Annotated in this window: 11 protein-coding genes and 2 pseudogenes; 9 read left to right on the forward strand and 4 right to left on the reverse strand. The window is 57.2% G+C overall.

Annotated features, from left to right (window positions below):
• On the forward strand, window positions 1-751 hold a 751-nt coding region (locus M0974_RS26065), incomplete at its 5' end, for a glucose 1-dehydrogenase (RefSeq protein ID WP_297843888.1).
• A gap of 130 nt (window positions 752-881) precedes the next feature.
• On the opposite strand, the gene M0974_RS33380 is transcribed toward M0974_RS26065, so the two are convergent.
• A complete protein-coding gene (locus tag M0974_RS33380; RefSeq protein ID WP_367279053.1) occupies window positions 882-980 on the reverse strand; it encodes a hypothetical protein in 99 nt (32 codons plus the stop codon).
• Between the two features lie 285 nt (window positions 981-1,265).
• Between M0974_RS33380 and M0974_RS33385 the strand changes: the two are divergent.
• From M0974_RS33385 to M0974_RS26100, 7 genes and pseudogenes are all read left to right on the forward strand, one after another.
• Window positions 1,266-1,355: pseudogene (locus M0974_RS33385) on the forward strand (TIGR03747 family integrating conjugative element membrane protein); the annotation flags it as partial.
• 674 nt (window positions 1,356-2,029) lie between these two features.
• Complete coding sequence (locus M0974_RS26075) at window positions 2,030-4,525, forward strand: TonB-dependent receptor (RefSeq protein WP_297843895.1); 2,496 nt, start codon at window positions 2,030-2,032, stop codon at window positions 4,523-4,525.
• 34 nt (window positions 4,526-4,559) lie between these two features.
• The gene (locus M0974_RS26080; protein ID WP_297843898.1) at window positions 4,560-5,894 is read left to right on the forward strand and encodes an LLM class flavin-dependent oxidoreductase; all 1,335 of its coding nucleotides are present in this window, start codon (window positions 4,560-4,562) and stop codon (window positions 5,892-5,894) included.
• A 67-nt stretch (window positions 5,895-5,961) separates the two neighbouring features.
• Window positions 5,962-6,138: pseudogene (locus tag M0974_RS26085) on the forward strand (site-specific integrase); the annotation flags it as partial.
• A gap of 286 nt (window positions 6,139-6,424) precedes the next feature.
• Window positions 6,425-7,807 (forward strand): site-specific integrase, encoded by a 1,383-nt coding sequence (locus M0974_RS26090; RefSeq protein WP_297843901.1) that lies wholly within the window; start codon window positions 6,425-6,427, stop codon window positions 7,805-7,807.
• 61 nt (window positions 7,808-7,868) lie between these two features.
• The gene (locus M0974_RS26095; RefSeq protein WP_297843905.1) at window positions 7,869-8,024 is read left to right on the forward strand and encodes a hypothetical protein; all 156 of its coding nucleotides are present in this window, start codon (window positions 7,869-7,871) and stop codon (window positions 8,022-8,024) included.
• 1,123 nt (window positions 8,025-9,147) lie between these two features.
• Window positions 9,148-10,377 carry an MFS transporter gene (locus M0974_RS26100; protein ID WP_297843908.1) on the forward strand — a complete coding sequence of 410 codons (1,230 nt, stop codon included), beginning with the start codon at window positions 9,148-9,150 and terminating at the stop codon, window positions 10,375-10,377.
• Between the two features lie 42 nt (window positions 10,378-10,419).
• Here the strand turns inward: M0974_RS26100 and M0974_RS26105 are convergent, their stop codons facing one another.
• Window positions 10,420-10,869: a MarR family transcriptional regulator gene (locus M0974_RS26105; protein WP_297843910.1), complete on the reverse strand. Its 450-nt coding sequence runs from the start codon at window positions 10,867-10,869 to the stop codon at window positions 10,420-10,422.
• A 79-nt stretch (window positions 10,870-10,948) separates the two neighbouring features.
• Complete coding sequence (locus tag M0974_RS26110; RefSeq protein ID WP_297843912.1) at window positions 10,949-11,548, reverse strand: TetR family transcriptional regulator; 600 nt, start codon at window positions 11,546-11,548, stop codon at window positions 10,949-10,951.
• 116 nt (window positions 11,549-11,664) lie between these two features.
• On the opposite strand from M0974_RS26110, the gene M0974_RS26115 reads away from it, so the two are divergent.
• Complete coding sequence (locus tag M0974_RS26115) at window positions 11,665-13,932, forward strand: CocE/NonD family hydrolase (RefSeq protein WP_297843914.1); 2,268 nt, start codon at window positions 11,665-11,667, stop codon at window positions 13,930-13,932.
• A 55-nt stretch (window positions 13,933-13,987) separates the two neighbouring features.
• Here M0974_RS26115 and M0974_RS26120 read toward each other — a convergent pair whose 3' ends face one another.
• Window positions 13,988-14,632, reverse strand: coding sequence for a TetR family transcriptional regulator (locus tag M0974_RS26120; RefSeq protein WP_297843917.1), 645 nt, complete (start codon window positions 14,630-14,632; stop codon window positions 13,988-13,990).
• Window positions 14,633-14,731: the final 99 nt, after the last annotated feature.

Genomic DNA, 14,731 nt, shown 5'->3' on the forward strand with positions numbered 1-14,731 from the left:
GACCTATGATTTCAGTAACAAAGTAGCGCTCGTAACAGGCGCCAGCCAAGGCCTTGGCTTTGCAACCGCTAAGGCTTTTGCCGAAAGCGGCGCCTCAGTCGTTTTGTCGGACGTTAACGAGGCGTCCCTCGACATTGCTACCAAACAGCTACAGGCCGCAGGGTACAAAGCGATATCAGTCGTGTGTGACGTCACGATTGAGGCCCAGGCCAAAGCGCTTGTTGAGCGCACGGTGGCAGAGTTCGGTCGACTCGACATGGCCTTCAACAATGCGGGTATCAGCGGCCCAACGGGCCCCATTACTGAAGAAACCGAAGGCCAGTTCGACAGCGTGAATGACGTCAATCTTAAAGGCGTCTGGACGTGCATGAAGCACGAACTGATCCAGATGGAAAAGCAGGGTGAAGGCGCGATAGTTAATTGCTCGTCGCTGGGCGGTATCGTAGGCTTGCCAGGGCGCGCTGCCTACCACGGTACAAAGCATGGGGTGTTGGGGCTTACGAAGTGTGCCGCACTTGACTACGCCACAAAGAACATTCGCGTCAACGCGGTCTGCCCCGGCACATTCGACACCCCGATGATTGCTGATATCAACCCTGACTCGATGCGGGAATTTATGCGAATGCAGCCAAACGGCCGGATGGGTCGCCCAGAGGAGCTGGCGGCGGCAGTTCTATGGCTGTGTAGCTCCGGTGCAAGCTTCGTTCTTGGCGCAGCGCTTTCAGTGGATGGTGGTTTTACCACACAGTGATCAACCGCCTAGCTGGCTAGGAGCTGCGGGCCGGGTAAAAAATTCAGATCTGCTGTTTTTCCAACTGTTGGCAAATTTCAAGTAGCACCGCCGACGTTCAAAACGTGCATGCGGGCTTTTTGTTTCTGCTCTACCGCCTCCCTGCCTGCTCATACACCGAGCTTCGCTCGCGATTACCGACGGCCAGCACCTGGATGACAATCCGCTCATCCTCTACGCGATATACCAGTCGATAGCCGACGCCGCGCGAGACGTATTGTAGCGTCGAGCTTTCGGAGTTCCTTCAGAGCCTTTGAGTCCCATTCAACCCCGTACTCAACGACCATTGGCGATGTCTGCCTCGGCCTCACCAATGAGATCGTCGAGAGATGCCCGAACAAGCGTGAAGAACGCCGCCTTCAGCTAAGTACATCAGGTGGGATAGCCCTACCCTGACCTAGGTTTCGAATAAGCAAACACACAATCGGAAGGCGCCGTGACGGCATCAACTCTGCGGCGTGCAATGGAGTGAACGATGGCGACTTCCGCACAAAATACTCCGCCACAACCGATCCAACACCCAGGACTGATTGTCTCGACGATCAGCCTGATGCTGCGCATCATTGGTTTGCTGCTGTTCTGGGGCGACCAAGGTAAGGGTTTCTGGAGCGGGATCAATCAGGTGTATGTGAGCATTGCGCAGTAATACTTGGAGCAACAGTAGCGATCGTAGCGACGACGTTCAAAAAATATCTCTAAGTGCTCAGTTAAGCGTATTCCTTTAACTCTTTGGCTCAGTGGCAGTCCACTGGAAATTGGCGCGTTCGATTTGCCAGGTGGCATCGGCGGCGGTCTGCACGGGGTGGCAGGGCTCAGTGTTGCGAGGCAGCCCTTGAATCTCCAGACGCCCAATTACAGGAGGCTTTCGCGCTTCTACGGCGCGCATAAGATGACTACTAAGCCCAAAGCCAAGCTGTTCAGTCTCAAGCGTCAAGGGTAATCCTGATGCATAATTAAATGATAATTTTTAATTAAATATATGTATTTATATGCAAATATTTAATAATTAGCTTAGACCTAATCGGTATTTCCAAATCACTGCTTAGATCTTTAAGGTACCCCTACCGACCGCTCAGCCTGGGTCGGTCCAACGGCCCAGTGCCGTTCTGGCTGATCGAGACGAGCACACGCCGCTCACGCCCTTACTCATTCCGCGTCATAACGCCCAAGCGGCGCACGGAGCTTTATCGGCCCGCTGCTGCCTGGTGTGTGCGAACAATTAAAATAAACGGCCCCTTCATGCGTGCAACTTCCTGCTTTGTGCCTGGCAAGGCTCGCCAGCGCCTGCCTTTTTTCGCCCCGTGCCTGTTGGCGCTGGCGTTACCGTCGAGCTTCACCTGGGCGGACGACGACGCCCCCGGCAACGAGAAGCGCCTCGATACGGTGACAGTGGTGACAACCGGTAATCGCGGTAGCCAACGAACGGTTGCCGACAGCCCGGCGCCCATCGACGTGATCAGCGGCGAGCAACTGACCAAGACCGGCAAGACCAACCTCAAGGACATCCTCGGCAGCCTGATCCCGTCGCTCAACTTCCCCTCGCGCAATATCGGCGGCAGTTCCTGGCTGGTGCCAGGCTTCACCATGCGCGGCTTGAACGGCGACGAAGCGCTGGTGCTGGTCAACGGCAAGCGCCGGCACAACACGGCGGTCATGAACAACCAGGCGCGCATCGCCAACGGCGGTAGCCCGGTCGACCTCGACCAGATTCCGGTGTCGCTGATCGACCACATCGAAGTGCTGCGTGACGGTGCCTCGGCGCAGTACGGTTCGGATGCGATTGCCGGGGTGATCAACATCATCCTCAAGACCAAGGACAACGGCGGGACGTCGGACACGACCACCGGGCAGACCTATTCCGGTGACGGCTTCGTGGTTAACCAGCAGACCAACTACGGTGTGGCGTTACCCAACGATGGCTTTCTCAACTTTTCCATCGATGCCAAGAAAAGCGAGCGTACTTACCGCAATGAGGTGGCGACCTCGCGGCTTTACCCGCTGATCAATGGCCAGCCCGATCCGCGCGAAGCCACCGCCAACCGGCATTTCTACGGCAAGTACTATGGCAACCCCGACGAGCGCACCGTCGACACCGGCTACAACCTGGAACTGCCGCTGCCCAATGACCTGACGTTCTATTCCTTCTCGACATTCAGCTACAAAGAGGCTGCGTCCTATACCGGCAGCGTGCTGCCGAACAGCGTGCGCAACATCGAATCGGTGTACCCCAACGGCTTCCTCGGCGAGCGCGGTTTCTATGAGCGTGACTACCAGGTAGCGGCCGGGCTGAAGGGGCAACTGCCCTTTACCGGTTGGGAAAACTGGTCGTGGGATGCCAGCTCGACATTCGGCGAGGACCACGCTTCATTGAATGGCCTGACCGGCCTGGCAGCGTCTTTCGGGCCGACCAGCCCGACCTCCTTCCACCTGGCCACACAAACCTTCAACCAGTGGACCAACAACCTCGACCTCAGCCGCCACTTCGACGTCGGGCTGCCCAAACCGCTGGACGTATCGTTGGGCGTCGAGCACCGCCGGGAAGACTTCAAGGTCCAGTCCGGTGATGCCGAAGCTTATCTGCTCGGGCCTTACACCACGCCGGCTGGCGTACACCCACCGGCAGGCGGCGGCATTTACAGCGCCTTGACCCCGGATGATGCGGGTGACATCTCGCGCAACAGTTACGCAGGTTATGTCGACCTCGGCACTAACCTCACTGAAAAGTGGTACACGGGCCTTGCCGGGCGCTTCGAACACTACGACGACGCGTCGGGCAACACTGCCATCGGCAAACTAACCACCCGCTATGAGCTGACCCCGGAGTGGGCCGTGCGCGGTACTTACAACACGGGCTTTCGCGCGCCGTCCCTCGCGCAGATCAACTACTCGACCACCGCCGCCACCGCGACGATCAACTCCGACGGCAGCTACAACCAGTTCTATACCAAGCTGCTACGACCGGACTCTGCCGAGGCGAGGGCGCTGGGCGCAGAACCGCTGAAGCCGGAAAAATCGCAGAACGTCAGCCTTGGCGTGGTTTACCAGCATGGACCGGACCTGCGTGTAACCCTCGACGCGTACCAGATCGTGGTCAAGGACCGCATCGTGCAGACCGGCCTGCTCACCGGCCCCGCGGTGTCCTCCGTGCTCCAGGCAGCAGGCCTGAACCCGGACCTCGCTGGTCAGTACTACACCAACGCAGTCGACACCCGCACCCGGGGTGTCGACCTAGTCAGCGAATATACCCAGCACCTGGACAACGGTTGGGGCAAGGTCGCCTGGAGTGCGGCCTACAGCTGGAACCGCACCACAATCCTCGATATCGCGGACACCCCGGCGCAGCTTTCATCCTTGGGTAACACGCTGTTCGACCGCCAGAAGCAGGCCGACCTGACCAAGGCCTTGCCTCGCGACCGTATTGCCTTTGGCGGCTTGTGGAACGTGGGCGACTACGACGTGAACCTGCGCTTGACCCGTTATGGCAGCTACACCGAAGTCAGCACCCTGCCGATCAACGACCGCACCTTCAGCCCGAAATGGATCACCGACCTGGAAGTGTCGAAGGCCCTGACCAAGTCGCTGAGCGTTGCGCTGGGCGCCAACAACCTGTTCGACAAATACCCCGACAAGATCGGCGTGGTCAGCCCCGACAACGGCGCTGGACAGTACGGCAGCTTCTCGCCGTTCGGCATCAACGGCGGCTTCTATTACACCAAGCTGTCGCTGCGCTTCTAACCCTTGACCCCTTATTTCCGACAAGGACACAAGCATGACCAAAAGACAGATCAAACTCGGCGCGGTACCGACAGGCACAGGGGGCCCAGGACACCATAATCTTTGGCGGGACCCGGCAATCCCCGGCGATGCCAGTGTCAGCATCGATTGGTACATCGCCGTCGCGAAGCAGGCCGAGGCCGCCAAGTTCGACCTGATATTCATCGTCGACAGCCAGTTCATCACCGCTGACTCGCCACCCCATTACCTGAATCGCCTCGAACCGCTGACGCTGCTGTCGGCACTGGCCGTGGTGACCCGAAACATAGGTTTGGTGGCGACGCTGACCACGTCCTACAACGACCCTTACAACGTGGCGCGGCGTTTCGCTTCCCTCGACCTGATCAGTAAGGGCCGCGCTGGCTGGAACGTCGTGACCAGCGGCGACGCCGGGACGGCGGGCAATTACGGCAAAGATGAGCACTACGACTATGACACCCGTTATGGCCGGGCCCTTGAGCACGTCCAGGTTGCTCAAGGTTTGTGGCATTCCTATGAGGACGATGCCTTCCCCCGTGACCGCGAGACCGGCGTATTCCTCGATGCGAGCAAGCTGCTGCCCTTGCATCACAAAGGCACGCACTTCTCGGTGGTCGGGCCGCTGAACATCCAGCGTTCGCCTCAAGGGCAACCGGTGATATTCCAGGCCGGCGATTCCGAGCAGGGCCGCGACCTCGGCGCAACCATCGGCGACGCAATCTTTACCCATGCGCCGACCCTCGAACGAGGCCAGGCGTTCTATAGGGATATCAAGGAGCGGGCCACAAAGCTGGGGCGTAACCCCGACGAAGTGCTCATCCTGCCGGGGGTGCAGATCTACGTAGGTGATACCGATGAACAAGCCCGGGCGGCGGAGCTGCACTATCACGAGGTCGATCACGGCTTCGACGAGGCGCTCGCGGAGTTCGGACGCTCTTTCGGCTGGCATGACTTTCGCCAATACGATCTGGATGCGCCTTTTCCGGTGGCCGCGCTTGAGTTCGCCAGGAACAGTTTCTTCACCCGTTCCAAGCAAATAACCGAATTCGCCGTGAGCAACGGCTATTCCTTACGGCAGACCGTAGAGTTTTACAGCAGCTTCAAGCCGGGGCCTTTTGTTGGCTCACCGGAGACCGTGGCCAACGAAATGATTCGCTGGTTTGAAGGACGGGCGCTGGATGGCTTCAATATCCATATTGGCCACCCGGAGCAGTTCAAGCGCTTCACTGAACAAGTGATCCCGATTCTTCAGGAACGCGGGCTGTTCCGGACCGAGTATGAAGCGAGCACCCTGCGCGGCAACCTGGGACTGCCTATTCCCTTGCATCAGGCCAAGCTTTATCGGGAGTGAGGCATGACGTCAAGGTCGCTGACTCAAGCTGGAGTCAGCGGCTTTCACGCATCGTCCGCCAAGGCCTCGCGCAGCAGGCGTTACCGAGGAGGATCGCCAGGCGTTGCTTGGGCACAAAAACGGCAGCATCACCAGTCATTACTCTGGCGCCGAACTAGGGCATTTGATTGAAGCTGCGAACATGGTATCAGCGACCGACTCACACGGGCCGGTGCTGACAATATTGAAGCGCAGACAAGCATGAAAAATCGAAGAGTCACGTAAATGACACGCACATGAAAAAGGCCAATGCTGAGAACATTGGCCTAAGTCATTGAAAAATATGGTCGGGACGGAGTGATTCGAACACTCGACCCCTAGCACCCCATAAAGGTAAATTATAATCCAACAGCATCCTACCGAATCCTAAATACCCTCCTAACCCCCTATAAACACTGCAAATTCTCCATATCGATATCCGATAGCATCCGATATCATCCGCTCAAAGCCCATCTCAATTCACTACCAATTCACTACCAAGGATACTAACCGTGGCCAATCTCACAGATAAGGCGATGAAGGCGAAGCCGGGCCACACTCACAAATGGATGAGTGAGGTAGCCATTTGGGGCCATGGCTCACTGCTGGCTCGAATCACCCCCGCAGGGGATCGCCTTTTCTATTTCCAATACTCAAGCGAAGCAGGCAAGCGATACGCCTTACCAATTGGCACCTATGGACCTGGGGACGATGCCGCGACCATGACGCTGTCGGACGCACGACAACGAGCGATGGAGTTAGCCAGCCTACACAAAACAGGCATCAAAAATATTCGTGAACACCTTGAGTCCGAAGAGGCGGCACGCGTTGCTACCCGCGATGCCAAACTGGCGCAGCTAGACGCTGAGAAGGCTGCTGCCGCATCTGACCTTGCCCGCCATGCTGCGCGCAAAAGCGTAACTGAACTGTTTGAACACTGGGCGAAAATCGACCTCATCAATCGTAAGGATGGTGGCGCTGAGGTGCGCCGAATGTTCGAAAAAGACGTGCTGCCCTTGATTGGCACCGTCGCAGTTGCAGACGTGAAAAAAGGACACATCACTGAAGTAACTGATGCAATGCTGTCTAGGGGTGTTAATCGCGCAGCAAAAATTGCCTTTTCTCTCGTGCGTCAAATGTTTCGGTTTGGGGTGGATCGGGACCTCATCGAGCACGATCCCAGTGCAGGTATTCGTAAAGCCAAAATTGGTGGAAGAGATGTAGAGCGTGATCGGGTCTTAAACGATGACGAGATACGTCTTCTCTACCAAAAAGCCCCACAGGCCGGTTTACTGATCACTACTGAAGCCGCCATCTGGATTGCACTCTCAAGCTGCTGTCGTATCGGTGAACTGATGAGCAGCAAGTGGGAGCACATCGACTTTGAGCAGAAAACCTGGCTAATTCCTGGCGAAAATAGCAAAAACGGTAAGCCACACGTGATCAGCCTTTCCGGGTTCCTGGCAGAGCAATTCAGGCGCGTCCAACAGATCAACGGTAAATCAACCTGGTGCTACCCCAACACAGATAATAGCGGTCCGGTTAGCTCTAAGACTGTGACAAAACAACTCGGCGACCGCCAACGTCAGCCCGAACAAGGAACCATGAGCCGGCGTAGCGCTAAAGCGCAGGCCCTTATACTGCCAGGTGGTAAATGGACACCCCACGATCTTCGCCGTACAGGTGCAACACTGATGACCGCCCTAGGCGTGCTACCCGAGGTGGCCGAGCGCTGCTTAAACCACACTGAAGACAACAAAATGAAGCGAATCTACCAGCGCCACAGCTACGCTGCCGAAATGGCCATGGCATGGAAACTACTTGGCGAGCGCTTGGAAGTGCTCACAACCGCCAATCTGAGATTAGACGCAACAGATTCTGACATCGTAAGCTGAGATAGCTGGTTGGCGCGGACACCTCGACAAACTACTGCCCCCACGCTCCAAGGTTACAACCATGGCTCATCACCCTGCCTATCTTGGTGGAGATGCTGCGTTCATGAAAGAAATAGGTAAGCAAGAAAACCTCACCTATAAGGAAATGCAACTGACCATTTTGACTGCCTGCCGAACTGACGAGGTACTGGAGCCACCTGGGATGAGATTGATTTGAAGAAGGGTGTTTGGAAGATTCCGCCGCAGCGGATGAGAGCAGCCAAGGAGCATCGTGTAACGCTGAGTAAATCGGCTGTAGATTTGCTCACTGGCTTGGTCCGGATCAGAGGCAATGCCCACATATTCCCAGGGGCGAGAGAAGGCAAACCTCTGTCCAATATGTAGATGCTGATGGGACTTCGCCATATGCGACGGACCGATCTGACCATGCACGGGTTTCGATCTACGTTTCGTGATTGGGCTGCGGAGTCTACTCAGTATCCGAGAGAGGTGTGTGAGCAGGCTTTGAAGCACATGCGGCGGGACAAGACAGAGGCTGCTTATTTTCGGGGGAGACTTGTTTGAAAAGCGCCAGGCGATGATGTCGGATTGGGACGAGTTTGTGAATATGCCCTCCAATAGATAAATATCATTTTGTTATTCACATCTTCAGCATCAAACACCGATGTTTTTTGTCTATTTTGAAGCGAAATAACGGCTGCATAAATAATTGCACAGGCTTGCCCCAGCTATTTGCATTCTATCTGACCACTGATTGCATTGGATTTGAACAGCATGCTTCGTACCAAAGATTGGCAGAACACTGGCGATTCCGACAGGCAGCAATCGGTCTAGAGTGTATGAAAACGCCAAGGTAAACCCTTACTATGATTTTCGAGGATTTTATCGCAAAGGTTGCCCATGAAACGCTTCGTTCAAGGTGAACATCGAGGTCAAAGTACCTTGTCCCAGGGAGCTTGGGCGATTTAAACCGTTACTGACTTCCAGTTGCCAGAAATAGTGCATTGAAATCGCAATGGCGTGGACGCATATATTCAGGGTTTTCATCACACGCTTTTCTTGCATCGATATTTTCAGCCGATTCACATAGCCAGCCCGGTGCGCCCATGCCTTCGATGCAAACGGGGGCACAACCCTATTAAACCCCAACTTGACTAGTTGGTTCAAACCGTGGCTAAACTGCACTTTGGGAATCTGGATAGCCTTTGATTAACAGCTGCCGAACTGCAAACCTCTGGCAACGTTTTTTGAACTGCAAACCTCTGGCAAGGTTTTTTATGGGGGACTTTTCTACCATGATGGGCCGTATGCCTCCTGCCAATTCCTGCCCGAGCCCATTGATGACATCCGACGTCCACGCTTTGACGCCCTTCAGCCGCTATCAGAAATTCGTTGTCGGCCTGCTGGCCACCCTGCAATTTGCGGTCATTATCGACTTCATGCTCATGGCTCCGCTCGGCGCGATGATCATGCCGGCACTGAGCATGTCCACCCGCCAGTTCGGCCTGGTGGTCAGCGCCTACGCTTTCAGCGCTGGCCTATCCGGGCTGCTGACCGCGGGCTTTGCCGATCGCTTCGATCGCAAGAAATTACTGCTGTTTTTCTACGGTGGGTTCGTCATCGGCACTCTTTGGTGCGGCCTGGCCGCCAGCTTCGAGACCTTGCTGCTCGCACGCGTGGTCACCGGCATCTTCGCCGGGGTGATCGGCTCGATCGTCCTGGCCATCGCCGCCGACCTGTTTGCCCCGCAATCTCGCGGCCGAGTCATGGGCGTGATTCAGACAGCCTTCGCTGCCAGCCAAGTGCTCGGCCTGCCCGTAGGCCTGTACCTGGCCAACCACTGGGGGTGGCACGCACCCTTTCTGCTGCTGGCGGCCATGGGCGCCGCCGGGGGGTTGGTGATTCTGCTGGCGATGCATCCCGTCGCCGACCATCTTGCTGCTCGCCAAGAACACTCTGCCTTCCGTCACCTCTACAGCACCCTGGCCACGCGACGGCATTGGGCTGCCTTTGCCGCCACCGCGATGCTGACCACCGGCGGCTATATGCTGATGCCGTTCAGCAGTGCCTTCACCGTCAACAATCTGGGCATCGACATCACCCACCTACCCTCCGTGTACCTGTTCACCGGTCTTTGCACCATTGTCACTGGCCCCTTGATCGGCCGCGCCAGCGATGCTTTCGGCAAGCTGCCGGTGTTCTACACCGGTAGCGCGCTGACCATCATCATGGTCACCCTCTACACACACCTGTCCAACGTGCCATTGCCATGGGTCATCCTGGTTAACGCCGTGATGTTCGTGGGAATTTTTTCCAGGCTGATACCCTTCCAGGCCATGGTCGCCGGCGTACCAGAGCCCTCCCATCGCGGCGCCTTCAACGCCGTCAGCTCGGCTATCCAGCAGCTGTCAGGCGGCTTTGCCTCGCTGTTGGCCGGGCACATTGTATCGATCGGCGCCGACGGCAAGTTGCAGCACTTCGACGTGGTGGGTTATTTCCTGGTCGCCACCACGCTGGTTGCCGGTTATCTGGTCTGGCCGGTGCAGCGCGGCCTGTTGGCGCGCCATTGAGGTGGCCGGTGCTTTCGGCCAAAAACAGCCAATCGGACTTGTCTAAGAAATCCGGGGCGATTCAGCGGACAAGATCTTTTCCAAGATACTCTCCAACCGCAGCAGATCCTCTGACGTGAGGCCCGCAGCGAATTCGTTCATCGCCGCAACCTCCGTCGTCGGAAGCACAGAACCCAAAGCCCTCCCTTCATTTGTCAGCGCCAAGCGGACTTGGCGTCGGTCTTGAGCGTCCCGGATACGAACGATCAAGCCCTTGCGCTCAAGTCGATCCAACATTCGAGTCATAGAGGCGCTGTGGATGGATAATTGTCGGCACAATGCGACTGCGGTGTCATCCCCGCGACAGACTGTCTTCAGCACTTTGAGTTGCGCAGCAGTTATGCCAAGAGGCATTAGATGCCGATCCAAGAGCCGATCTTTCAGTGCAGCAGTCTGCCCAAGCAATATCCCGAGGTGGAGTGATTTGAAAATGGCGGCAGAAAAGTTGGCCATGGATTCCCCTTCGATGCGTAGACAGATCGTGACGGAACGGCCAGCGCCGCTCCGCCTGCCGACTTCCTCAGCGCCCTGCCTATGGCACCAATATCTTTTGAATGGCGGGAGCGAGAACCCTGACCAGTTCTTCCGTTTGCGCGGCAACCAAAATGGGCACTCCGATGACTCGCCGGCCAACGACCAAGCCGACGAGCAACGATGTTGCAAGGCCGGCCCGAAGCATAGCGTCAGAACCAAGGCGCTCAGACGTGCCCGCCCGCAATCGGGATTGAATGAAACCGCTTAGCTGATCGCGAGCCTGGTCATTGACAAACGCTCCACGAAGCGTCGCCATCAGGGGTTCAGACTCCTCGGCTACGCCCTCCCACGCCGTAATAAAGGCGCGGACCACCCGTTCGCCCAAGTGCTCGTCTGCTCCCTCATAGAGCGCGTCGAACCGCTCCAACGCGGATGCCGGGATAGCCATCACAGCTGCAAAGAGCTCGTCCTTAGAGCGGAAGAACTGCATCACCTGGGCCGCATCAACCCCAGCGTCAGCCGCCACAAGCCGCATGGTTGTTCCAGCAAATCCGTCGCTGGCGAAGCGCGCTCGCGCGGCGTCAAGCACCAGCTGCCGCGTGCTATTGGGCCCTGGCCGTCGCCCACGGCGCGCCGCGGAAGTGGATTCTTTAGTCATAGTCACATCCAAATTATTTTGACGCATCACATATATCAACGAGTGTTGAATTATTTCGTCGACCGCCGTACCTTACGTGAATCGGCCCCACAATCAAGAACAATAAGGAATTTAGCATGAGTGACAGCCACAAAATATTCGTGCCGTCCCACCCTATTTTGATCGGTATTTTTGCTGGTCCGATCGCCGGACTGAAATACCAGACGCCCACACTGTCCGGCGTTACCACAGACGATGGCGAATTCCAGTACCGGGCCGAAGAAGCCATTACCTTTTGGGTTGGCGGTATGGTTTTGGGAGCCGCAGAGGCGGCGCCACACTTGAACCTGGCTCAGATCGTCAACCGTGTTGACGGCAAGATCGAAAAGCTACAAGACCCGTCGGTAACCAACCTGGCGCGATTCATCCATACCCTGGATCAGGACGGCAACATCGAGTCGGGCGTCAAAATTGCACCGGTTGTGCATGAGCTGATTGGCGCTGCAGCGATCAACTTCAGCCCACCAGCGATGCCTATGGGCCAGGGTGGCGTCGTCGACTTTGCCCAGGATCCAACCTTGCTCCAGATCCTCGACACGCTAAACGCCACGCCCGGTGTTTTCACCGCCAAAACTCCACGCACGCTGTGCGACGCCGCCACCAGCCGTAACGAATTGCGGCGTAATATTCGCGGCATCATCAAGATGACGGATGTTCGCATTCCGTTACGCGATGGATCCTACGTCTGTGCCGACGTCTTCCGCCCGGCCGCCCCAGGCTGTCACCCTATCGTTATGAGTAAGGGCTTCTACGGTAAGAGCTTTTATCACGACTGCATTTGCAATGAGGCCGACGTCATCCGCAAGGAGGATATGGAGGACCGCTTTTTCTCTGGCAATCCGGATGGCGCCCAGTATGAAAATCACGAGACTGTCGACACGTCGGTATGGGTGCCAGAAGGCTACGTCTGCATCCGCGTGGACGCGCGCGGAGTCTGCAAGAGCCCAGGCCTGCAGGCCCCCTTCAGTGTCCAGGAAGCCGAAGACTATTACGACGCCATCGAATGGGCAGGTACTCAGCCCTGGTCGAATGGGAATGTCGGTTTGTGGGGTATGTCTTACCTGGCCATGGGCCAACACAGCGTGGCCAGCCTGCAGCCACCGCACCTCAAGGCAATGATCGCGCAAGCTACCGACTCCGACATCTACAATGAGGCTTTGTATGGCGGCGGCATCTTCGGCGGCGGATTCTGGAACTGGTGGTATAAGATCTGGTCCGGCGGCAACCACTGCGGTGACCGCCCCGAAACCGACTGGATGGCCCGCGTATTGGCCACGCCGTTCAACGACATCTCAGCCTATGGGCCACGCGGCAGCATCTTCATGCGCCCTGATATGAGCAAGGCCACTGCACCGGTCTGGATCGTTGGCCCTCAAATCGGCGCCGTCATTCATCAGTTGGGCAGCAGCGAAACCTACATCCGCTCCACCGCCGCCAAGGCGAGGAAGTTTGATTTCACAGATGCCTGGTTTCCGGGCTCGTACAGCAACAAGTCGATTGCCGAACACATGCGCTACTTCGACTACTGGCTCAAGGGCATCGATAACGGTGTGATGGATGAGGCAGCTGTGCGGGTACAGGCTCGAACCGGCAATGGCGGCCATTTCGTCTTGCACGAAAACGAATGGCCGATTGCCCGAACCCAATACCGCCGCTGGTACCTGGATGCCCGGCCTTCAGGCTGGCAAAACGATGGTCGGCGACTCAACGTGCTGCGCATCACCGAAACCTTGCCCGCCGTACAAAGTAGCGCCGAGTATGACGCCCACCTTGATCTGGGTACTCCGACAATGGCGCCCACAGGCTCCAGTGACGGGACTCCGCGCTGGTCTACGGGCGTCTCTTTTGTCAGTGACCCGATGAACGAAGACATGGTTCTCGCCGGGTACATGAAGGTTGGTCTCTGGGTGGAATCGAGCAGCGCGGACATGGATGTATTTGTGTCTCTGCGCGTCCTGGATGAGCAAGACCGGGAGATTCGCTACGAATCTGTGGTCCTTCCGGCGGATCCGGTCCACATTCATCCGGTTGGACATGGCTTGTTGAAAGTGTCTCGCCGCAAGCTCGATGTCGAACGCTCGACCGAGTATTGGCCCGTGCATACCCACCTGAAGAAGGATAGCGCGCCACTGCAGACTGGAGAGATTGTGCCGATCGAAGTCGGGCTTAACCCCAGCACAGCGGTTATCCGCAAAGGTTGCCGCTTGCTGGTGGATATTCAACCCTATGCGCCGGCGGGGGTCACGGCGCGTGCCTATGACAAGAGCTATCACGTCGATGCCGTGAACCGAATCTACACCGGCCCAGAGCACCCTAGCTACCTGCAACTGCCTATCGTCCCCTAGACGAGTCCAGCGGCAACGATGGGGTGCAGATCACAATAAGGTGGACACCCGCGGATCAACCAGTGTCAGTCGCGCTGCTGTTGCCCGGCACCAATGTGTGCTGGATAGCCGGGGCGACCAGCGCCACCAGGGTCTCCCGATTGACCGCGGCAAGCACCGGCACGCCTATGATCTGTCGCCCGATCACCAACCCCACGAGCATAGATAACGCCAGGCCCGCCCGCAGGCGCGCGTCCGGCCCAAGGGATTCACTGCCCCCCCTCATCAACCTGGACTCGATGTAGTCCCGCAGATGTTGGCGCGCCTGCTCGTTGACCATCGCATTCCTGAGCATTGCCATGAGCGGCTCCGACTCCTCGGGCGCCCCCTCCCACGCCTGCAGAAAAGCGCGAACGACCCGCTCTCCCAACTGGTTGTTCGTGCCCTCGAAAACCGCGCCCAGCTTTTCCAGAGCCGACTCCGGGATATTCATCGCCGCCGCAAACAGCTCGTCTTTCGAGCAAAAAAACTGCATCACCATGGACACGTCAACACCGGCATCGGCTGCCACGCGCCGCATCGTGGTCGCCGCAAATCCATCGCTGGCGAAACGGGCACGCGCAGCATCCAGCACTGCCTGCCGACTGCTGCCCGAGCCTTTGCGCCGCCCCGTCTTGATTTCCCGGGTTGCCGCTGAGCCTGGTTCTTCTCTGTTTTTCATGGCATCGACGCTTCCTGTTCTTCGTTGTTTCGCGATGGGTAAAGGTTACACAGAACAACTCAACAGGCGTTGAGTTTATAATTTTTTAGACCTACACTC

This window comes from Pseudomonas sp. (genome assembly GCF_026224925.1).
GTDB lineage: Bacteria > Pseudomonadota > Gammaproteobacteria > Pseudomonadales > Pseudomonadaceae > Aquipseudomonas.